24 protein-coding genes and 1 riboswitch are annotated in these 21267 nt (G+C 32.6%); of the genes, 19 read left to right on the top strand and 5 right to left on the bottom strand.

Annotation, left to right across the window (positions count from 1 at the left end; translation table 11 throughout):
- The 15 genes from H6578_11005 to H6578_10935 form a co-directional block, all read left to right on the top strand.
- Nucleotides 1–289 (top strand): modification methylase (locus tag H6578_11005; protein MCB9227681.1); only part of this gene is annotated, 289 nt, incomplete at its 5' end.
- Complete coding sequence (locus H6578_11000) at nt 286–1368, top strand: DUF262 domain-containing protein (GenBank protein MCB9227680.1); 1083 nt, start codon at nt 286–288, stop codon at nt 1366–1368. The genes H6578_11005 and H6578_11000, both read left to right, overlap by 4 nt.
- 149 nt (nt 1369–1517) lie before the next feature.
- Nucleotides 1518–2123, top strand: a complete 606-nt coding sequence (locus tag H6578_10995) for a hypothetical protein (GenBank protein ID MCB9227679.1) — start codon at nt 1518–1520, stop codon at nt 2121–2123.
- A 181-nt stretch (nt 2124–2304) separates the two neighbouring features.
- Complete coding sequence (locus H6578_10990; protein MCB9227678.1) at nt 2305–2913, top strand: hypothetical protein; 609 nt, start codon at nt 2305–2307, stop codon at nt 2911–2913.
- 12 nt (nt 2914–2925) lie between these two features.
- Nucleotides 2926–3717 (top strand): hypothetical protein, encoded by a 792-nt coding sequence (locus H6578_10985; protein ID MCB9227677.1) that lies wholly within the window; start codon nt 2926–2928, stop codon nt 3715–3717.
- 263 nt (nt 3718–3980) lie between these two features.
- Nucleotides 3981–4727 carry a hypothetical protein gene (locus tag H6578_10980; GenBank protein ID MCB9227676.1) on the top strand — a complete coding sequence of 249 codons (747 nt, stop codon included), beginning with the start codon at nt 3981–3983 and terminating at the stop codon, nt 4725–4727.
- Nucleotides 4714–6792 carry a ThiF family adenylyltransferase gene (locus H6578_10975; GenBank protein ID MCB9227675.1) on the top strand — a complete coding sequence of 693 codons (2079 nt, stop codon included), beginning with the start codon at nt 4714–4716 and terminating at the stop codon, nt 6790–6792. The genes H6578_10980 and H6578_10975 overlap by 14 nt, the downstream gene beginning before the upstream one ends.
- 184 nt (nt 6793–6976) lie before the next feature.
- Nucleotides 6977–8212 carry a hypothetical protein gene (locus tag H6578_10970; GenBank protein ID MCB9227674.1) on the top strand — a complete coding sequence of 412 codons (1236 nt, stop codon included), beginning with the start codon at nt 6977–6979 and terminating at the stop codon, nt 8210–8212.
- Nucleotides 8213–8598: 386 nt separating this feature from the next.
- On the top strand, nt 8599–9645 hold the full coding sequence (locus H6578_10965; protein ID MCB9227673.1) for a hypothetical protein: 1047 nt from the start codon (nt 8599–8601) through the stop codon (nt 9643–9645).
- Nucleotides 9645–10442 (top strand): hypothetical protein, encoded by a 798-nt coding sequence (locus H6578_10960; GenBank protein ID MCB9227672.1) that lies wholly within the window; start codon nt 9645–9647, stop codon nt 10440–10442. Before H6578_10965 ends, H6578_10960 begins: the two co-directional genes overlap by 1 nt.
- Nucleotides 10443–10609: 167 nt before the next feature.
- The gene (locus H6578_10955; GenBank protein MCB9227671.1) at nt 10610–11023 is read left to right on the top strand and encodes a VOC family protein; all 414 of its coding nucleotides are present in this window, start codon (nt 10610–10612) and stop codon (nt 11021–11023) included.
- Between the two features lie 16 nt (nt 11024–11039).
- The gene (locus H6578_10950; GenBank protein ID MCB9227670.1) at nt 11040–11432 is read left to right on the top strand and encodes a VOC family protein; all 393 of its coding nucleotides are present in this window, start codon (nt 11040–11042) and stop codon (nt 11430–11432) included.
- A 167-nt stretch (nt 11433–11599) separates the two neighbouring features.
- Entirely contained in the window at nt 11600–12505 is a 906-nt protein-coding gene (locus tag H6578_10945; GenBank protein MCB9227669.1) for a helix-turn-helix domain-containing protein, read from the top strand.
- 100 nt (nt 12506–12605) lie between these two features.
- Nucleotides 12606–13478 carry an SDR family oxidoreductase gene (locus H6578_10940; GenBank protein MCB9227668.1) on the top strand — a complete coding sequence of 291 codons (873 nt, stop codon included), beginning with the start codon at nt 12606–12608 and terminating at the stop codon, nt 13476–13478.
- Nucleotide 13479: 1 nt separating this feature from the next.
- Nucleotides 13480–13911 (top strand): nuclear transport factor 2 family protein, encoded by a 432-nt coding sequence (locus H6578_10935; GenBank protein ID MCB9227667.1) that lies wholly within the window; start codon nt 13480–13482, stop codon nt 13909–13911.
- Between the two features lie 3 nt (nt 13912–13914).
- Here H6578_10935 and H6578_10930 read toward each other — a convergent pair whose 3' ends face one another.
- The gene (locus H6578_10930; protein ID MCB9227666.1) at nt 13915–14052 is read right to left on the bottom strand and encodes a hypothetical protein; all 138 of its coding nucleotides are present in this window, start codon (nt 14050–14052) and stop codon (nt 13915–13917) included.
- Between the two features lie 121 nt (nt 14053–14173).
- Here H6578_10930 and H6578_10925 point away from each other — a divergent pair, with 121 nt between their 5' ends.
- Genes H6578_10925 through H6578_10910 form a run of 4 tightly spaced genes read left to right on the top strand, consistent with a single transcriptional unit; the run spans nt 14174 to nt 15943 of the window.
- Nucleotides 14174–14497: a winged helix-turn-helix transcriptional regulator gene (locus H6578_10925; GenBank protein ID MCB9227665.1), complete on the top strand. Its 324-nt coding sequence runs from the start codon at nt 14174–14176 to the stop codon at nt 14495–14497.
- A gap of 3 nt (nt 14498–14500) precedes the next feature.
- Entirely contained in the window at nt 14501–14965 is a 465-nt protein-coding gene (locus tag H6578_10920) for an SRPBCC domain-containing protein (GenBank protein MCB9227664.1), read from the top strand.
- 7 nt (nt 14966–14972) lie between these two features.
- The gene (locus H6578_10915) at nt 14973–15362 is read left to right on the top strand and encodes a DoxX family protein (protein ID MCB9227663.1); all 390 of its coding nucleotides are present in this window, start codon (nt 14973–14975) and stop codon (nt 15360–15362) included.
- A 2-nt stretch (nt 15363–15364) separates the two neighbouring features.
- Complete coding sequence (locus tag H6578_10910; protein ID MCB9227662.1) at nt 15365–15943, top strand: YdeI/OmpD-associated family protein; 579 nt, start codon at nt 15365–15367, stop codon at nt 15941–15943.
- Between the two features lie 177 nt (nt 15944–16120).
- Here the strand turns inward: H6578_10910 and H6578_10905 are convergent, their stop codons facing one another.
- The 4 genes from H6578_10905 to H6578_10890 form a co-directional block, all read right to left on the bottom strand.
- Entirely contained in the window at nt 16121–17176 is a 1056-nt protein-coding gene (locus H6578_10905; GenBank protein ID MCB9227661.1) for a beta-ketoacyl synthase chain length factor, read from the bottom strand.
- A complete protein-coding gene (locus H6578_10900) occupies nt 17173–18369 on the bottom strand; it encodes a beta-ketoacyl-[acyl-carrier-protein] synthase family protein (GenBank protein ID MCB9227660.1) in 1197 nt (398 codons plus the stop codon). The genes H6578_10905 and H6578_10900 overlap by 4 nt, the downstream gene beginning before the upstream one ends.
- A gap of 3 nt (nt 18370–18372) precedes the next feature.
- Nucleotides 18373–18630 (bottom strand): acyl carrier protein, encoded by a 258-nt coding sequence (locus H6578_10895; GenBank protein MCB9227659.1) that lies wholly within the window; start codon nt 18628–18630, stop codon nt 18373–18375.
- A gap of 93 nt (nt 18631–18723) precedes the next feature.
- Complete coding sequence (locus H6578_10890; GenBank protein ID MCB9227658.1) at nt 18724–21096, bottom strand: TonB-dependent receptor; 2373 nt, start codon at nt 21094–21096, stop codon at nt 18724–18726.
- Between the two features lie 43 nt (nt 21097–21139).
- Nucleotides 21140–21235, bottom strand: a riboswitch (TPP riboswitch).
- Nucleotides 21236–21267: the final 32 nt, after the last annotated feature.

Below are 21267 nucleotides of genomic sequence, written 5' to 3'. Positions count from 1 at the left end.
TTACAAGTCTTATTCGCCAGAAGAATACCCTACTTATGATAACTATGATGCAATCAATGTTAACAAGACTAAAGATATACCTGCTGACTATAAAGGTGTTATGGGCGTTCCAATCACATTTTTAGACAAATACAATCCTGACCAATTTGAAATTTTAGGACTTTCTGCTTCTGCTGGTTACGACCCTGAAATAGTCGGCATTCCATTCAAAGGAACTAAAGATGCAAGACCATTAATAGATGGTAAAAACACATACGCAAGAATATTCATTAAGAACAAGGCTTTATGAACATAGAACTTAAAGAAATTACAGTCCGTGAATTGACCAACGGATATGAAGATAACGAAGAAGGTGGCGTTATTGGTTATGGTGGCAAATTAGACATTCGCCCACCCTATCAACGTGAATTTATCTACAAAGACCGCCAAAGAGATGCAGTAATTGACACAATTACAAAAGACTTTCCCTTAAATGTAATGTATTGGGCAGTTCGTGAAGATGGAAACTTTGAAGTAATTGACGGACAACAACGGACAATTTCCATTTCTCAATTCGTAGAAGGAGATTTTGCTTTTAATAACAGATTTTTCCATAACCTACAAAAAGACGAACAGGAGCAAATTCTGAACTACAAACTAATGGTCTATTTGTGTAGCGGAACTGACAGCGAAAAATTAGAGTGGTTTAAAACAATCAACATTGCAGGAGAAAAATTGACTGACCAAGAATTGAGAAACGCAGTTTATTCAGGTTCTTGGGTTTCAGACGCTAAAAGATATTTTAGTAAAAATGGTTGTGCTGCTTATGGTTTAGGCGGTGATTATATGACAGGTTCACCAATTAGACAAGATTATTTGGAGACAACAATCAAATGGATAAGCGGTGATGCTATTGAAGCATATATGGCAAAAAATCAGCACGAACCGAATGCAAATGAACTTTGGCTTTATTTTCAATCTGTAATTAATTGGGTAAAAGCAGTTTTTCCAAAATACCGTAAGGAAATGAGCGGTATTCAATGGGGAGACTTATACAATGAGTTTAAAGACCAAAAATATGACTCAAAGAAACTCGAAGAAGAAATTACCAAATTGATGCTTGACGAAGATGTTCAGAACAAAAAAGGAATTTACACTTATGTATTGACCAGAAAGGAAAAGTACCTAAACATTAGAGCATTTAGTCCAAATCAGAAACGAGAAGCCTACGAAAGACAAAAGGGTATTTGTCCTGTATGCAAAGAACATTATGAAATCAACGAAATGGAAGCTGACCATATTGACCCTTGGCATTCAGGCGGAAAGACAACTGCCGAAAATTGTCAAATGCTGTGTCGAGAAGATAACAGGCGAAAAAGTGGAAAATAAAAAACGGCACACAACAACGGCTATAAGCAATTGGGGTTTAAGTGCTTAACCAAAAGCAAAACAAAAAACAAAGGTCTGTGCTAAACTGAAAAGTAAGAGCAAGAAATCCCCAACTGCTCATAGCCAAACCGTTGGCACACATTAAAAAAATGAAAATCTGCTTTCTAACGATATTGACATTTATAATCCATGTTCATTGCTCGGGACAAGAAATACCTAAAGTAACCGCTGAATTGGGAGATACGACTTCATACGAAGAAGTTACTATTCCCTTGATTGGTGGTTGCAGTCTTGGATGTGCAATTGGTTGGAACATGACGGCCTCCTCAAGTTTAGAAAGTCAAAAGGGAATTTCGTATGACATTGACAATATGGAAGATGGAGATCCATCTACAGCTTGGGTAGAAGGCAAGAACGGATATGGAATAGGTGAGCAAATCAACATTACATTTCAAGGTGTCGACACACTTGACATCCTTTTTTACGAGATTGGGCTGAACAACGGGTATTGTAAAAGCAAGGAAACATGGGAAGCAAATTCACGAGTTAAAAAAGCGATTCTAAAGAAGAATAGCGAGCCCAAATTGATTTTGAACTTTCTTGACTCCATGTATCCACAAATATTTAAGTGGGACACTTATTACATGACGGTCACAAATGGAGATGTCGTGACGATTGAAATTTTGGAAGTTTATAAAGGAGAGAAGTATGAAGACACGGCCATCTCAGACCTCTATTTGATGGGAGCACATTGAAAAAAAAGAAAAAACGTGTGCCAACATCGGCTATAGCAAATGCGGGTTTACTGCTTATAAATGAATATATTACAGCTAAATAAAATCACGGTAGGCGGACAAGAAAGCGGCTTCAAAATCCCGCACTTGCCATAGCCAGGGCCGTTAGCTGTTATTTTTCAAAACCGACAACAATATAACTATGAGAGAAAAAAAAGAGAAAAAAACGATTGACGCTTTTGAAGCCGACATTGATGCTAACTTTTCCGAATGGACAGACGAAAAACAACAAGATGAATACTTAAACAAAATTGCATCTCAAATTGGATGGATAATAATTGAATTTAATCGCTTAGAGTGGCAACTGACCGAAGTGCTTAAACAATATTTCTGTAATGACTTACCAGAAATTGCAGCGGTTTATTATAACATTATTTCTTCAGGCAGCTTTTCTCAAAAGGTTGAATTACTAAAAGACTTTTATAAAGTTTATGGAAATGGAACTAAAAAATGTGTCTTTGAAGATAGTGAAACATTAAAAGAATGGGATAAACAAGTTGACACTTTAATAAGCCAGCTTAAAACAGCTTCCCAAATACGAAACAAATATGCACATTGCTTTTGGCACTTAATGGACGAAAATAAATATGTCGAATTTAAAACTGTTATTAAGCACGAAGATGGACTTAATAGAGTATTAATTAGATTTAATGATGAGGACTTGGCAAATGACTATGAATTGTTAGACAACTTACAAAGAGACCTATTTAATACTGATAGTGTATTTAATGAAGCATATACAAGTTCATAAATATTTCAAAGATTGGATAATTTACTAAAAGGAGTTAGCACTATACTTTTTTGTGATGAGACTAAGTTTCATAAAAACAATGGTGATCTTGAAAATGAGATTTATTATTTTGGTATTTCTTGCAAAAAAGAGCATATTCAAAAAATAAATTATCAATTGAATAGTTTGTATTCAAAACATAAATTACAAACAAAAATTTTTCACTCAACAACAATTTTTAAGGAGAAAAGACCACGGACATTACTAATCCAAGATTTGACTGATTTAATTATAGACAACCAACTTATTTGTTTTTGTTATAAATATTTAGAGCCTCGACTTTTTGACCCAACAAAAATTCTAAATAAATTCAACAATGATATTTTAGACTTCAATAAAGTTGAATTTCAAGCATTATTTTATTTTATAACCACCTTAAATACCTATTTGAGAGATATTGCTCCTATGCTAATTGCAAAAGAAATATCTATGTATTTTGACAGAAATGTTTATGGAAAGAAAGATGTAGAGGCATTTAATTTTCCAAGTGCCGACTTTGTTCTTAAACAAATGACATTTTGTGAAAAATCAAAAATCAGTTTATTAGCTTTACCAGACTTTTTTGGATATATTTTTCGAAAATCAAAAATTTCAAATAATAGAGTTCAAAACGGAAATAATTCCATAGAGACATCAGCTTTGACAATTTCTTGTTATGAAAATTTAATTAAAATTAATACCGCTGGACTTTTTAGGTTCATTGACATTAAAGAAGAAACAACATTGAAAGCCTTAAAAATTATGTCAAAAAAAAACAACAGCTAACATCGTGTTTGCAAAAGAGCGGGTTAAGTGCATAACTGAACTTTTGTGCTTTCTTGGTCGCAAAAACCATTTTTTATTTGCATAAAAAATGTAAATTAGCAAATAAAAAAATGGTTTTGCTCACGTTGGTGCAAGTTGAAACTTAGTGCTTTCTACTCCGCTCCTTCGCAAACACGCGAACCGTTATGGGCAAGCGTAACAAAACACACCGTAACAGACTGACAACATTTTCAACAAATTTAAACAATTAAAAAAGTAAAAATATGAACAACATTCAAACAGAAATCTCAAAGGACATAAGGAGTGCTAGACATTCCATAAAGGTCGCTGTGTCTTGGCTGACAGATACATTCTTAATAAATGAGTTGATTGACGCAAGAAAAAGGGGCGTTGATGTTAAGGTCATTGTGTCAAGCAATGAATTAAACATTATCAGATTTGAGCTTTTTCAGAAGCTAATTGACCTTGGAGCGACAGTTAATAAGGAAGGAAGTGAAGATGCAGAACAAGGTGACTTTATGCATTACAAATTCTACATTATTGATGCCAAGTTGGCAAAATCAGGTAGTTACAATTGGTCAATTAACGCTGTAACTAACAGAGAAGCATTAGACGAAGTTTCCGTTAGCAGAAAATTAAATGAGTTTAATGAGTGCTTTAAATCTAGCGTTAACTTTTTCGCAGACATTCATAACCCTGCACAAAAGAAAGCAGAACTTGCATTAATTGAAAAGGAGCATAAAGATGTATTAACACCCGAAAAATTAGCAGCATACAGACAGACACAATCTATAATTAAGCAGCAAGAAGAACGCCACAGAAAAGAACTTGAAGAAAAAGAAAAACAGCGAAAAGAAGCAGAAGCAAAAGCTCAACAGGAAAAACTTGCAAGGGAAAAATTACTTGCAGAACAAAGAGCAAAAGAACAGCAAAATCAATATGGTCTAAAACAAGACGCACCTCCAGTATCTGAAGCACCTCCAAGAAGTTACGCCAATGAACAAGAATGATTTAGCATTCTATAATGACTACTTCAGTAAACTTGAAAAGTTTGAAATCATAAAGCTCTTTAGATACAATAAAGATGAAAAACGATACGAAGGTGAAATTTTATACAACTCGTTAACTTTTCAAGTCCATATACCCGAAGTATACCCTTTAGGTGAAATAAAATTTATCACCAAAGATTTTGAAGGACTACCCCATCAAAATTTTGACGGCTCGTTATGCTTAAATACAAACTTTGTAAATCACACATTTACTAGACTTAACTTAGAGATTGAAAAATTAAAATCATATGTTCGAGATTATTACGAAAAAGGCGTAAATGACGAACATTATGAATACTCTGCATTTGATGCAAAAGGGGTTGTTACATTAATATTTCAAGAAGACAAGTTTAACCTTTCTCGTTTTGACAAACCATTTGGACAATTCAAATACTCGGTATTAAGTTTTCACAGAAATGATAAAAACAAAATCACTCAAATAACTGCTCTTGCACAAAACTTAGGGAATACAGAATATAGTTGGTCAAGCAGCTACCATAAGAAAGACAAATATATTGGAGCTTGGGTATTTTTGGAAAAAGAACCAGTTCACTCAAAGAAAAATCGCTTCAAGAATTGGGGTGATTTGTCAAAAATATTGCCACCTGACTTTTCCGACTTTTTTAGAAACTTTTGTAAATCATCTGCCAATTATAGACTTTACCCAAATGGATTAGAGCCATATATATTTTTAGCTATCGGGTATAAAATTCCAAGTCTTGACGGTTTTGAAGTTCATTGGGATTTTATCCTTATACCTAGATATGACTTTTCAAGAAAAGGACTTCAAACTATTGATAGATATAGCAGGGAAATAATTTGGGATAACACATATAATGCTTCTTATGATAGATATTTTGGAAGGGGTGCATTGAATAAGAATTTAGCTAGCAGAAAAACTCTTGTTATTGGAAACGGTGCTGTTGGAAGTACGTTATCAGAAATACTTGTAAGGGCAGGTTTAAGAAGAATTGACCTTGCTGACATTGATATTGTGGAGCCAGGCAATATTTGTCGCAGTTCATATGATTTTACAGAAGTTTCATTTTCAAAATCAGCTCAGCTAAAACAAAAACTTGAAAACATTTCACCATTCGTTGAAGTGAATATTTTTAGTGAACTAAAAGCAACTTCACCAAAATCAGAAAAGTATCAGGAAGTATTTGATAAGCTAAACTCTTATGACTTAATTATTGATTGCACAGCAAACAATGAAATCATCCAAATGCTTACTGATATGAGATTAAGCAATCTTGTTTGTTATATCTCAATGTCAAACAAAGCGAGAGAAATGATATTTGTGACCAATTCGGACAACTCCAATATTATTGAACGAAGGAATCAAATGCTTTATTCATTTGGAACTTTTACCGAACCTGAATTTAGGGAAGGAACGGGCTGTTGGCATCCGACTTTTGAAGCATCTAATTTTGACATTAATCAGCTACTAAATTTTACTGTTAGAAAGATAAACTCATTCTTTGTTGAGAATGCACAACCAAGAAGTTTTTACAGTTTTATTGATAACGATTACATAAGTTTATCAGAAGATGTTAAATTCAACCAAAGCGAATTAAATCTAACCTTGACTGTTGAGAGTTCAGTATTAGAAACGATTGAACAATATTCAAGAGCACACTATCCAAACGAATTTGGCGGCATTTTAATGGGTAGTTACCTAAATAGTTACATTGACCTTGTAATTTCAGACATAATAGTTCCTGACAAGTATAAAAGTAGTCCAACAAAATTTGAGCCTGACCACAAGGAGTTAAACATTAAGACAAAAGAATATTTTCAGCATTTTGACAATAAAGTGATATATGTTGGTGATTGGCATAGCCATCCAAATGGTAGCAATCACTTTAGTCAGCCTGACTTTAATTCAATTAAGGACGTTGCAAAATCAAAAACAGTAAACATTAAAAATCCAATTCTATTGATTGCAGCCTATTCAGACAACTATTTTGACCCCGGCTTTTACGTTTATAATAAAGACAAACTATATAAATTTGAAAGACAATAAACAGGCAACGAACAGAACGCCAGCCCATAACAGGCGTTTGGCTCAATGGCGGGTGACGTGGTTAATTGAACATTCTACCTCGCATCAACTTTTGTGGTGTATTGACAGTTTTGTGCTCCGAAATCCGCCACTGCGCCAAGCGCCAAACGTTGGCAATAATTAACTAAAATTAAAAATAATAACTATGAAACAAGTAAAATTATTAATCGCTGTATTATTATTAGTTTTCAATAATGCAATAGCGCAAGATGCAGGGACTTTAATAAGTTCAGCAAATGCTTTAGACCAAACTGTAAATAATGCTTTGGAAAAAGCTAATAATATTTTATCAGAACAACAAAGAACGCTTTATGTGAATTTGGCTAATTATACCTCATATTTAATTGGAAACATTAAATATTTATCCGATGACTTGGATAAAAAACTCACAGAAAAAGAAATGGCTCTTCTAAACGATATTAATACTATTTCAGCTAAGTTGGAGAACGAAAGCATAAGTTGGCAGACAAAATTAGAAGATGCTACAGTAATTATTGAAAATGTTGTAACAAGAATCCCAGGGGCTAGCAAGTATCCAACACCTACTTTTTATAAAACACCAATCATATCAAATGTCCAGAACAAAATCATTACTATCGATATAAAAGGTGTGAGATTAAACAATGAAAATAACTACCTAATATTTAACGATAAAAAAGTACCTGTAACTTCAATATATAGTGATAAAAAAATATCGTTCTCAATTCCTTTAACTGAATCAGATGTTTTTCGTAGTGACACAATAAATACATTTGAAGTAATACTTCATAAAAAAAGATTATTTGGGAAAGACAAAATATATAAATACAATCCAAGATTTGTTGTTGTACCAAACAATATTGGAAAAGTCAAAGTTTATTACAAAGTAAGTTACCAAGAAAAACAAACAAGTAACGGTCAAACAGATATTGTACACGCTACATCAGGAAGTGGAAGTACTAAAGATGTGGAAAAACAATTCAATATTAGAAATTCAGCTGCAGATGGTTGGAAAATAGACAAAAGCTCAGTTAAATGTTGGAAAGAAAGCGGAAAGGGAGACAAGCACGGATACGGTGGACCATATACAAATAGTATGACTGACATATCGTTTGTTGCAAAAGCATATGCAAAACGTGGAAAAGCAACTTGCAGATGTAATTGGAATGAATACAGGTATGTCACAAAGGAAAAAGTGGAAACAAAAGAAGTTGCTATTAACTTTAATACACAAAAAGTTGAACAACTTCCTAAAAATGTTACTAGCCTATTCAAGACAGAGGTAACATACTACGATGGTTCGACTTATGAGACATCAGATTCATATTTCAAAAACAACTACATCGAATTTAGATTCAAATTACTTGAAAAACTTATTGATATAAAATTTACTAAGGAATAACTATTGCCAACAAAGTGTATAAATCATTGGGCGGATAGTGCTAATTTCAAGGGCGTTACATTTAATAAAATTTGTAGCGGCTTGACAGTAAAGTGCTTCGAAATGCCCAACGCTTCATACACAAACCGTTAGGCAAAAGCTAGACGCAAAATAAACATTAAAAAACATAATAAATAAAGGAGTTTAAAGGAAAATATAACAAAAGAAAACAAAATTCTAATTTTTGATTTGATAAAATCCAATTAGAAAAACTTAGTAATAAGTTAATACAAAAAAAGAGAAAACTTTTAAAAACAAAAGAAAAAACAAATTTTAAACAGGAAGAAAGGTAGTCAATAAAAGCACTAGACATGCGACTACCCAACTTCCACTAAAAAAGTAAAATTATGACAAATTTTAGACAAATACCAATATTAATAATTGCTATGACTATTGCATTGTTTTCATGTAGTAAAGAAGACATTCAAAATGTTCAAAATTCTGAAGCTACAGAAATTTTAACAAAAAACTTTAAATCATCAATTATTTATCCTTCTATTATAGATAATAGATTGCACTTTAATAACTTTGACGACTTTGAAGTTTTTATGAGAGGAATATCAAGTGAGCAACCTAATTATATTGAAGAGTTAAACAATAGTTATGGATTTTTATCTTATGATTCGGTTTTAAATTATGATGATGAATTTCTTGATTTACCACCGTTAGATTTTAATAATTCAGCTGATTTCATAATTGACGACCCATACTTAGCAGCTGTTTTAAACCATAATCGTGAAATTTCGGTAGGAAATTTAATTTGTAGAGTTGAAAATGAATATGTATTTGTATACGTAGATGGCTATTTCAACGAAACAAGTGAATTTAAGAATTCAGGTAAAACCATTGAATATAACACGGCAGAAGTTATAAATGATAAATTAATTGCTTATAAACCTCAAATAGATGGGGAATATCAAGTGAAAGCTTGGGTTGCTGGTTATGGTTTTAGAAACAATCATAATAATGATTATTTTGCATCTAACTCAAGAAGAATGAAGTCAACGCATTGGCAAACTAATGTATTCTTTCACAAATCTGCAGGCATGAAAACGGTTAACTATAAGAAAAAGAAACGTAAAGACAAATGGAAGAAAACAAAAGCTGATGAAATTAGAGTTTGGGGAGAAGTAAGTGTAGAAATCACACCAAGTGGTGCACCAACAGTTACTCAATCATACAAATATGATGTAGATAAAACCAACAAAAAGAAAGCTGTTCATACTATTTTTACTTATACAGGCATAGGAATATCTGTAGATGGTAATAGTATAACAGGGATTTCTGGAGCTCCAGGCTCTTCGGTTAAAATTTTAAGCTCAACGTATTCTAATCATTATGATAAGGATGCAGGAAGTTTCAAAACTAGAAATAATAAAACTTGGCCATGGTAATGAAGAATTTATTACTAATAATAAATATCTTTTTTTGCTCTTTGCTTTTAGCACAGACAAATACAAATTCGAACCAAAATACTCATAGAAATTATGGGTATTTTGGCTTAGAAATTGGTAATTCTTATTTAACTTCAAAATACAAGTACCAACCAAACTCTACTGAACTTTTAAACAATAAATCCATTAGAAATAAAATGCACATTAATGTGCGCTTTTTTGGTGGCTATTGCATAAAAAATAAACATAGGTTGGAATTGTCAATTCAAAACTTGAATATAAAAACAGGCTTTGGATTCACAAACTATGATGAAGTTACAAGTTCAAAGATAGTTACAAAAGGTGCTACATTTTTTAATATGGGGTATCTATATAAACCGTTTAATTATAAAAGATTTAATTTTGATTTTGGTCCACATTTTGGAATTGCAATAGCTGGAAATAGTGATTTTGCAGGTTATGAATCTTATTCTGTTAGTTCAAGTAATGGGGATTTTTATAGCGTGGAAGCAACTGAGGTAAAATTACACCAAGTTTTTATAAATTTTGGAGCAAGAGTTAATTTACGATTAGAACTGGGAAAGAAAAGAAAATCTGAATTATTTTTTAATACTTCCTTTTATTATACGCCTTATAATGTTAGAGCTTATGATTTTAATTATCAAATAAATAATAAACCAAGAGTATATGCAAGATCAAGTACTGGAGTTATGAATTGGTCTTTTAGTTTGGGTTATTCATACAAAATATTTGGAAAATGGGCAGATACAAGTAAAAATGGATATTATATTGACTAGAAATAGCCATTGCCTAACAAAAAATAAACGCAATAGCGGGCAAGTGCCAGCTTGCTCACTTTGTGTTTTTAATAAAAAGTTTGTTATATTTGTTAAGTTTAAATAAATGAAGCCGCTACGTGCGTTTATTCAGAACCGTTGGCAACAAGCTAAAAAAAACCACGAAAATGAACAAAATATTTGATACATATCGACCAGAAGGATTTGAAACCGTAAACGGATATTTATTTGTGGAAAATCCAAATGAACTGATTGAATTTCTTAAAAAGGCATTCTATGCAGAAGAAATCAACCGTTCAACGAACCCAGAAAATGGCGACATTGCAAACGTGATTTTAAAAATTGGAACTTCTTGTTTTATGATTAGCCAAGCAAGAGGACAATTTTTAAATATGCGAACTGCATTTTATTTGTATGTTGACAATGTGGACGAAATACACAAAAGAGCGGTCGAAAATGGAGCAAAAGTTGAATTTGAACCAGCCGATATGGATTACCAAGACCGACAATCGGGAATTATTGATCCGAGCGGAAACTATTGGTGGATTTCTAAACGGCTTGTGGAAAAAAAAAGGCTATAACGAATAATATCGACCTATGACAAGAATCGACCCAATTATCGCTGTTAATGATGTAGATAGTAGTGCAAAATGGTATGAGGATATATTTGGCTTTAAAAATTCATCCCCAAAAGGACACGGTTTTGCTGTTCTAAAGTCTGAAACTGATGAAATTGTACTTTGCCTTCATCAATGGGAAATGGACGACCATCCAACAATGACAGACCCAAGTATTACCCCAGGAAATGGTTTAATGCTCTATTTTAGGACGAACAACTTGGAAAAAATATACAAAAGGGCTAAAAACTCGGGTTGTGGTATAGAAGAAGACATCCATTTAAACCCAAGACCAAAGAAAAAGGAATTTTCACTTCGAGACCCCGATGGATATTTCTTGACTGTAAGCGAATATCACGAATATGGAAAGTGAAAAGGAAAGCCAGTTGCCAACAATGTATAAGCGTAATGCGGGCCAAAGTACTGAATATAAACTAATTGAACATTAAAAAAATATCGGTAAATTGAAAGTGAAGTGCTTCTAAACCCGCACTACGCTTATACTTGACCGTTGGCAATAATTAAAAAATACGAACTCAAATGGAATTAATAGTCCACCATAAAATTTCGGACTTGTATAAATCGCTGAATTTACCAATTGAGCAAGAAATGGACTTTACGATTCATTTTTTACCTGCTATTCATTCTAAAACACCTTTTAAATCACCAGTTTTTAGAGCCGATTATTTTTCTTTTGTATTTATAAAAGAAGGTTCTGGAAAATATACCATTGATGATAAAATATTTCCCTTTGATTCACAAACCATATATTTTACAAATCCCGGACATATTAAATCCTTTGAAATAGAAAACTCTAAAGACGCCTATATTATCACATTAACAGAGAGTTTTTTAAGAGAGAATGTTCACCCAGATATTTTTGGCGAATTTCCGTTTTTATTAGCAGAAACAGTTCCACCAAAAAAAATGTTGCAGAATGACTTTAGTGAATTTGAAATTCTTTACAAACAAATATTCAAAGAGTTCAAAAAACAATCTGAATACAAGAACAAAATTCTTGGAAACCTTTTTGTTGTATTACTTCTAAAAATAAAAGAAAATTTTTGGCTATCGTACAATCCATTAGAAGAAGGAGGAAGAAATTCTCAAATTGTTAAATCCTTTAAAATTTTATTGGAACGAGAGTTTAAAATAGCAACTTCAAAAGGACTAACTATCGCCTTTCAAGTACAAGATTATGCCAACGAATTAAATTTACACCCAAATTATTTAAATTCTGTAATAAAAAGTAAAACAGGTAGAACTGTAAACGATTGGATTTCTAAACGAACATTGTCAGTAGCCAAATCATTGCTCAAAAACACTACCTATTCTTCAAAGGAAATAGCTTATAAATTAGGTTTTAGTGAACCTACTCATTTTAGTCGATTTTTTAAAAAACACACACAACTTTCCCCAAATACATTCCGAAAATCTAACCAATAATAGGTTAATCTTTGAAATTGGTCATTTCTTGTATAATTAAGGTTATATAAAATACTTCCTTTTACTTCAACTTTGCACTATAATTTTAAAACAATAAATAATGGAACAAAGAATATTAATTACAGGAGCAAGTGGAGGATTTGGATTTTTAACTTGTCAATCACTTATTGAAAAAGGACACAAAGTTGTTGGAACAATGCGTTCAACTAAAGGGAAAAATGAAAAAGTTGCGGACGCACTAAAATCAATTGGTGTTCATTTGGTAGAGATGGATGTTACCAATGAAGAAAGCGTAAACAAAGGTGTTAAAAACGCTATTGACTTTTTAAGTGGGTTGGATGTTTTGATAAACAATGCAGGAGTTGGCGTATTTGGAATGCAAGAACATTTTACACCAGACGATATGAAATATGTATTTGATGTCAACGTTTTTGGAGTTCAACGTGTAATGCGAGCAACATTGCCACATTTTAGAAAACAAGGAAAAGGAACAGTAATTTATACTTCAAGTTTATTGGGTAGAATGACTTTACCTTTTTATGGTGTTTACAATGCTTCCAAATGGGCATTAGAAGCTATTGCAGAAAATTATAGAACGGAATTATCAGCTTTTGGTATAGAGTCAAGTATTATTGAACCTGGTGGTTTTCCAACGACATTTATGGAGAATCTTAAAAAACCAAGTGACAACAGCAGAAATGAATCTTATGGAGAATTTATGCAAGCACCAAAAGCTATGTTTGACGGGTTTGAACAGGCTTTAGAGGCAAATACAGAGCAAAGACCACAGAAAGTTGCAGATGCCATTACAAACCTTATTGCAATTCCTTATGGAGAAAAACCATTGCGTACAGTAGTTGATTATATGGGAATGGGACAACACATTACAAATTACAATGAAATGTTAGACAACGTAACTTTCGGAATTTATTCTGCTTTTGGAAATGAAGGTATGTTGAAAATAAACAAGTAAAATGGAATTTACTGTAAGAGAGCAAATCATTGAAATAGTTCATAAACTATTTATCTATACAGACAATCAAGAGTGGAAAAAACTTCAAAAAGAAGTTTTTTCTGAACTTGTTGACTTTGATATGTCTTCACTTGGTGGAGAAATTTCCAAGAAGAGTTCTATTGACATTTGTAATGAATGGAAACAAGGATTTGCAAATATAGATGCGATAAATCATTTAGCAGGAAATCATTTAGTTAAAATCAGTAATAATTCGGCAGAAGTTTTTGTTTACGCAACTGCTACACATTTTAAGGAATCTGCAAGCAAAGGAAAGACACGAGAATTTGTTGGAAGTTACAATTTGCATTTGGTTAAAAATAGAGAATTTTGGAAAATTGACAAATTCAAGTATAATTTAAAATATTCGACAGGAAATCTCGATTTGAAATAAAATTTAGGAAGTGGAATAATAACTATTGCCAACACCGTATATAAAAAATAGCAGTTTAGTGCTAAACTTAATGTTTGGTTCTTTTCTGCTATCTTTGTTTTTAAACTGAAAAATGGCACATTCAAATCTGCTACTTTTCATATACAAACACGTTGGCGGTAATATAACGGAACCCAAAACCGAACTTAATTCCAAAAATTTAAAGAAAAAAAATTGTGCAGTTAAATAGTTGCGCTTATATTTGCAGTCAAATAACTGCGTAATGAAATTAAGACGAGATGTTTTTCAAGCAATTGCCGACCCAACTCGAAGAACGATTATTTCTTTAGTTGCACTTCAAGCTTTGACACCAACTGCGATTGCCGAAAATTTTGATTATTCAAGGCAAACGATTTCAAAGCACATTCAAATCCTCACCGAATGTGAAATTTTAGAACAAGAACAAAAAGGACGGGAAATCTACTATCACCTAAACCCAAACGGAATGAAAGAAATAGCGGAATTTATCGAGCCTTTCAGAAAACTATGGGACGACAGATTCAACAAATTGGAATCGGTAATGAAGAGCTATCAATCAAAAAAATAAAATATGGAACAAAAAACAAACGTGATTGCCGAAGATGGCAAACAGGAAATACTCATAACACGAACGTTTGACTTGCCTGTTGAACTCTTGTTCAAAGCCTACACAGAACCAGAAATAATTGAACAATGGATGGGAACGAAAGTGCTAAAGTTCGACTTCCAAAAACACGGTAGTTTCCAATTTTCAAATTCCGACCCAAAAGGCAACAAAATCGGATTTAATGGTACGATACACGACTTTATAACAAACCAAAAAATCATACGAACTTTTGAAATGGAAAATATGCCTTTTGGCGTTCAACTCGAAATTTACGAATTCGAGAAATTGTCCGAAAACACAAGTAGATTAAAACAGAATGTAATCTATCAATCCGTGAACCACAGAGACCAAAACCTAAAACTTCCATTCAAGCAAGGTGTCAATTGGGCACATAACCGATTGGAAGAAATATTGACAAAATCAAAATAACTTCAAAATGACAAAGACGAAAAAAATAACCTATTGGGTTTCAACAATCTTCCTATCATTCGGAACGTTGGCAGGCGGAATACAGCAAATGCTTCAAATTGGCGGATACAACGAAATAGTAACCCAGCTTGGCTACCCACTCTACTTGTTGTCAATTCTTGGAACTTGGAAAATTTTGGGTGTAATTGCCATTTTAATTCCTAAAAATCCTTTGCTAAAAGAATGGGCTTATGCAGGGTTTTTCTTTGCAATGTCAGGAGCAACAATTTCACATTTAGCAGTTGGACAACCCATAACAGAAGCAATGCCTTCAATTATTTTGCTTTTGGTCTCAATTGTGTCTTGGTATTTCAGACCGAACGACCGAAAAATCATTGAATTACAAAAACAAAATTAAAAATGGAAAAGGTTGACAGATACATAGAAAAAATCAAGAATTGGAAAAAAGAAACCATTTTGCTCCGAGAAATTTGCTTGGAATGTGGACTTGACGAAGATTTTAAATGGATGCACCCTTGCTATACTTTTCAAGGTAAGAACATAGTTCTTATCCACGGATTTAAAGAATATTGTGCTTTACTTTTTCACAAGGGAGCATTGTTAATTGACACCGAAAATATTTTGGTGCAACAGACCGAAAACGTACAATCGGCTCGACAAATGCGATTTACAAACAAAGAGCAAATTATTGCCACAAAAGCAATTATCAAAACCTATATTTTTGAGGCAACAGAGGTAGAAAAAGCAGGTTTGGAAGTTAAAATGAAAAAGACTTCGGAATATGAAATGCCTGAAGAACTTGAACAAGAATTTGAGAATGACTCGGATTTTAAAACTGCATTTTACAATCTGACACCAGGACGACAAAGAGGATATTTGCTCTATTTTTCAGAAGCCAAACAATCCAAAACAAGAAGTTCAAGAATTGAAAAGGCGAAACCGAAAATCTTTGACGGAAAAGGACACAACGAAAGATAAAAAATACTACCGCCAACAACTAAGTTTTCGTTGCGTCCGGAGGACGAACAATGAGAACGCAGGTTGAACGGAACCGGTTGTTGTGGGATAGTTGATAAAAAAATGTTCTATTGGGGATTTCGTAAAACAGTTTGTTACTTATACCAATTGTCAACACTTTTCTTAATTCCTACTTTATCAAGCCCTCTCCAATAATACAAAACTATGATCTTTTCCTCTGTATTGATTGTATAATAGCACAGTATTAATTTCTTTTTTTGTAGGATTTTCTTTAGTGGTAAATTTTGGAATACTTTGATTTTTTAAAACACTACAAGCCAAACCAAATCCAAAAGCTGAAGCGGTATTATATTCCCCAGAAAGATGCTTGTAATATAGATTTGTTTGTTTAGCAAATAAACTTTCTAACGGATTATAATAACCGTCAAATTCTATATCTCCATTATTGCCTAATACCACTGCATCTATATTTCCCAATTCCATGTTATTTTTAGCTAAAAACTGCTGAGCCATATTTGCTACTTCATTCTCCGTAAAATTGTTAATCAATTCAATATCAATAACTTGAGCATAAGTTGCTTTACTTTTTTCATTTTGAAGTACATAAAAATGAGCACCTTCACTCATTATCATACCTTTGGTTTTAGCATTTAAAATATTATAGGCACTTTCTTCTTTTTTTATAAAGCCAATATGTTTGTATAAAGAAAGTGTATGTTCGTTAGTTTCATCTACCCCACCTATTAAAATGTCATTTTCTATACCAAACTGAATTTGATTATGTGCATCTAATAAAGCCGACTCAAAGGAAACTGAGCCATTAACGTAGTTAAAATTATAACCTTTGCTCTGGTGTTTTAAGGCTAACTGCCCTGCCACCGTATTGTGTGTAGATTGAATAAAATTTATGGGCGTTAAGTACTGCTCATTATTTTCAAGCATAGCTTTCAAAAATTTTTCTGAAGAACGCAGGCAACTCATACCCGTACCTACTATTATAGCTTGTGGCAATAATAAATGAGCTTCTTCAAGAGCTTTAGAAACTGCTGCTATACTCATTTTTAAGCCTTTTTCCATTCTTCTTATTTCTACTTTAGAAATAAAATCTTTATAATCGGGTTCTATGGCATACAGTACATTATCTGTATTGTTTATCTCAAAAAAATTAAAACCTCTTAAAAAAGTATTTTTAGCACTTACGCTTCCTATGCCGTTTACATAACACTTTTTCATTTAGAAAAAATTAAACTTGAACAATTTCCTCCAAAACCAAAAGAATTGGATAGTACATGATTTATATTTTTCTTTAGCTGTACTGTTTGAGGAATTATACTTAATTCTTTCATAGGTATAGTAAAATTTAGATTAGGATATACTACACCATTTTGAAGTGCCAAAATACTAAAAACAGCTTCAATAGCTGCTGCCGCTGCCAAAGTATGCCCCGTAAAAGGTTTGGTAGAACTAAAATGAGGAACAGAAATGCCATTATATATACGCTCTAATGCTTTCCCTTCCGATAAATCATTATTTTCTGTAGCCGTACCGTGTGTATTTATATAGTCTATTTCTTGTGGTTTTAACCCTGAAATTTCAAACGCCTTTTTCATGGCTAAATATGCTCCTTCGCCCTCTTCTGAAGATGCTGTTTGATGATAAGCATCATTTGCATTTCCATATCCACTAACGTATGCCAATGGTTTATTGCTTGTTTTTTGTATGGTATCTTCACTTTCTAAAATTAAATATGCGGCAGCTTCGCCTAAGTTTAAGCCTTTTCTATTTTCATCAAATGGCGTGTTGTAGCTGTCGGTCAATATCATTAAAGTGTTAAAACCATTAATAGTAAATTTTGTAAGGGCATCTGTGCCGCCCACTATTACTCTTTTAGCTTGATTTGTTTGTATTAACCTCACGCCCAGCATAATAGCATTAGCAGAAGAAGAGCAAGCTGTACTTATAGCCGTAACCATTCCTTTTAAACCAAAATAATCGGCTATTTTGTGGCTGGTATCGCCTATATCGTGCGTAGTTATATAGTTTTGAGCTTCTTTATCGGTAAAATATGTTTGATAAAAATGCTCTGTTTTATCCATGCCTCCTACACTTGATGAAGATATAAAAGCCGTTTCTATTTGGTTTATATCTTTAATATTAGCTTGGGTTAATGCCTCTTTTAAAGCTTTAATTCCCAATAAAGAAGTTCTACTTATAGGCTTTTCAAAGGCTATATTCAGCTCTTTTTTTAATTCTTCATCGGTATTTTTTATTTCGCCTACTTTAATACTTCCTTTGTGTATAGTGTTTAAGTTAGCAATATCTGTAAGACCATGATTTCCTGCTATTAAATTAGTATAATTTTCTGCAACGTTATTACCTATGGCAGAAACAATACCCATACCTGTAACAGCAACTTTTTGTAGCATAGTTTATTTTGTTCTATGCTTTTGAACGTATTCTGCCATAGTTTGTACCGATTCAAATATTTTTCTTCCTTCTTTTGAATCTGTAATTTTAATACCGTAATGTCTATCTAAAAGAACGATAAGTTCTAAGGCATCAATAGAGTCTAAACCCAAGCCTTCTCCAAAAAGAGGCGTATCATCTTTTATTTCATCTATAGAAATATCTTCTAAATTTAGGGTTTCAATTATTCGTTTTTTAAGTTCTTGCTTTAATGCTTCCAAAATTTAAGTTTTTAGTGAGGGACAAAGGTAATAATTAGTCATTTCTTTTTAGATTAGATTTAATTATTATTGACAACTCTTTTGCAGAAAAACCTAAAACTTCAAATTTAAACCAAACATAAAGTTTATGGTAGCTTGCGGAAAATAGTATGGCGTACCATAATAAACATATCCATTGCTTACTATTTTTCTGTTGGTAAAATTATTTAGCCTAAATAAAAAACTAATGTCTTTTACGGGTTTAGTATGTACGGTGTATTGCAGTCCAAAATCTGAACGATAGTATCTTTTTAAACTCAAACGATTGTTAGTAGTATTATCTAAAAATTGCTTACCTACCATTTTATTGTAAAAGCCTATGGTAAAATCTTTTGCAGGAAATATTTCTAAATTAACACCTCCTATCCATTGTGGCGAATAAGAAATTTTTGTTTTATCGTGCACTACAGCATTTTCGTCTGTAAAAGATTTTATTTCATTTACACTCCAGGTTACATTAGCATCTAAGCTGGCATATTTCATTATATTTACTCCACCCACTAATTCTATTCCTGTTCTAAAACTTTTATCTACATTGGCACGCACCGTATTACCCACGTCATTTAATTCTCCCGTAAGCACCAGTTGGTTTTTATAGTGCATATAATAATAATTGGCATTAAAATATAGGTTTTTACTTTTGTATTTGTATCCTGCTTCAAGGTCGTAAAGCGTTTCTGCCTTGGGTTGCTGTATGTTATCTATAAAATCGTTTCTTGTAGGTTCTCTGCTTGCCATAGCAAAAGATGCAAAAACCGTATGCTTAGAATTTATAAAATAGCTCAATCCAAATTTAGGATTAAAAAAATGATAATCTACATCTTCAAATAAATACCTTTGGTCATTGTCTATTCCGGAAACATTATAAGCAACATTTCTATACTGTAAATCTGCAAAAGCCAATAGTTTTTTAGTAATAAAATAACTTGCTTTAGCATATATATTAAAGTCGGTTTTTAGTCCATTGTTATCATAATATTTGTGATAAATATCGCCATTGCCGGCATATTGAGCCCATATTATTTCGCCATAATGGTCGCCATCGTACTGATTCCACGCACCGCCAAAAGTGAAATCCAATTTTTTAATTTTGGTATAATTTAAAGAAAATGTAGTTCCCCAAAAATAATTATCCAGCCATCTTCTTCGTACTAAATCTGTTTCACTTATAGTATCGTTTCCTATTATTACATCGGCTAAATTATAGTCAGCCAAACTTGATTGTACTTTATACTGCTCAAAATATCCTTTGCCTTTGGTATAAAATAAGGCAATATTAGCTGTCCAATTGGTTTTAAACTGCTGCGAGAAAAACAACTGATAGTGGTCTTGCTTATAATCATCTACTTCATCTTTGTAAGGCTCAGTTTTGTAGCCCCAATCTGTACCACTAATATTAAAAGTTCTATTGGTTGCCAAAGTAGCACTATCTACACCATTCCAAGCTTGATAAGTGCGTTCTTTCCCGCTAAAATGGTTAAAACGGATAATGGTACTTTTGCCATAATAAGCACCGCTTAAATAATAACTCCACAGTTTTGTGCTGGCTCTATCTATATATCCATTACTCATTAAATGAGAAGCTCTACCGTCAAAAGTAAAATGTTTGTTGATTAATCCTGTTCCTAATTTCAATGTATTTTTTACTGTTCCAAAAGAACCCACTGCATTATTAACTTCGGCATAAGCTTTTTCATTTTTAGTATTCGTATTTAAGTTTACCGATGCACCAAAAGCCGAAGCACCATTGGTACTGGTGCCCACACCTCTTTGTATTTGAATATCATTTAATGAAGAAGCAATATCAGGCATATCTACTAAAAAAACGCCTTGCGATTCGCCATCATTATACGGAATACCATTTACCGTAAAATTGATACGCGACATATCGGTACCTCTTATTCTCATTGTTGTGTAGCCTACGCCATTTCCGGCATCGCTGGCAACTACTACACTTGGTTGTTTTTCAAGAAGATAAGGCAAATCTTTACCAAAATTTTCTTTAGCTATTTCTTCTTTGTCAATTTTTGTATTTACAATTGGTTCATCTTTTTTAGCTCTTACCGCTTTTACTATTACTTCATCTGTAAACAATGATTTGTATATACTTTCATCTTCGGGGCTTGTACCTTCGGGATACATTTCAAACAAAATAACAGCATCATTATTTATGCTTATTTTTTGAGTAAGTGGGTCATAATCCTTTTTATTTATGGTAATGGTGTGTTCTCCACTTTCTAATTCCAACTTAAAAGAACCGTCATTTAAAGAAAAAGTAGGCGTTTTTTCAGTATCAATGTAAATAGTACTATTTGATAGTGCTTTTTTGGTATTAACATCAACAATTTTTCCACTCAACTGCACTTGAGCTACTGCGTTAACTAATAAAATAAAGGTAAAAAAACTAAGTGTAAAGCATTTTTTCATAACATAAAATTTTAATTATTAAAAATGCTTTCAAAAGGGCAAACACCCATTTTCCTTTCTTCCCTACGCAAGTATAAACTTTATCAGGTTCAAAGGGTAATTCTCATTCTGTAAAAAACAGAAACCCCTAGAAAGCGACACAAAGGTAAAATTAATTTTGAAACAAAGAAA

Source organism: Chitinophagales bacterium (assembly GCA_020635995.1).
GTDB lineage: Bacteria > Bacteroidota > Bacteroidia > Chitinophagales > UBA8649 > JAFMKE01.
This window is presented reverse-complemented; position numbering and strand designations above follow the sequence as displayed.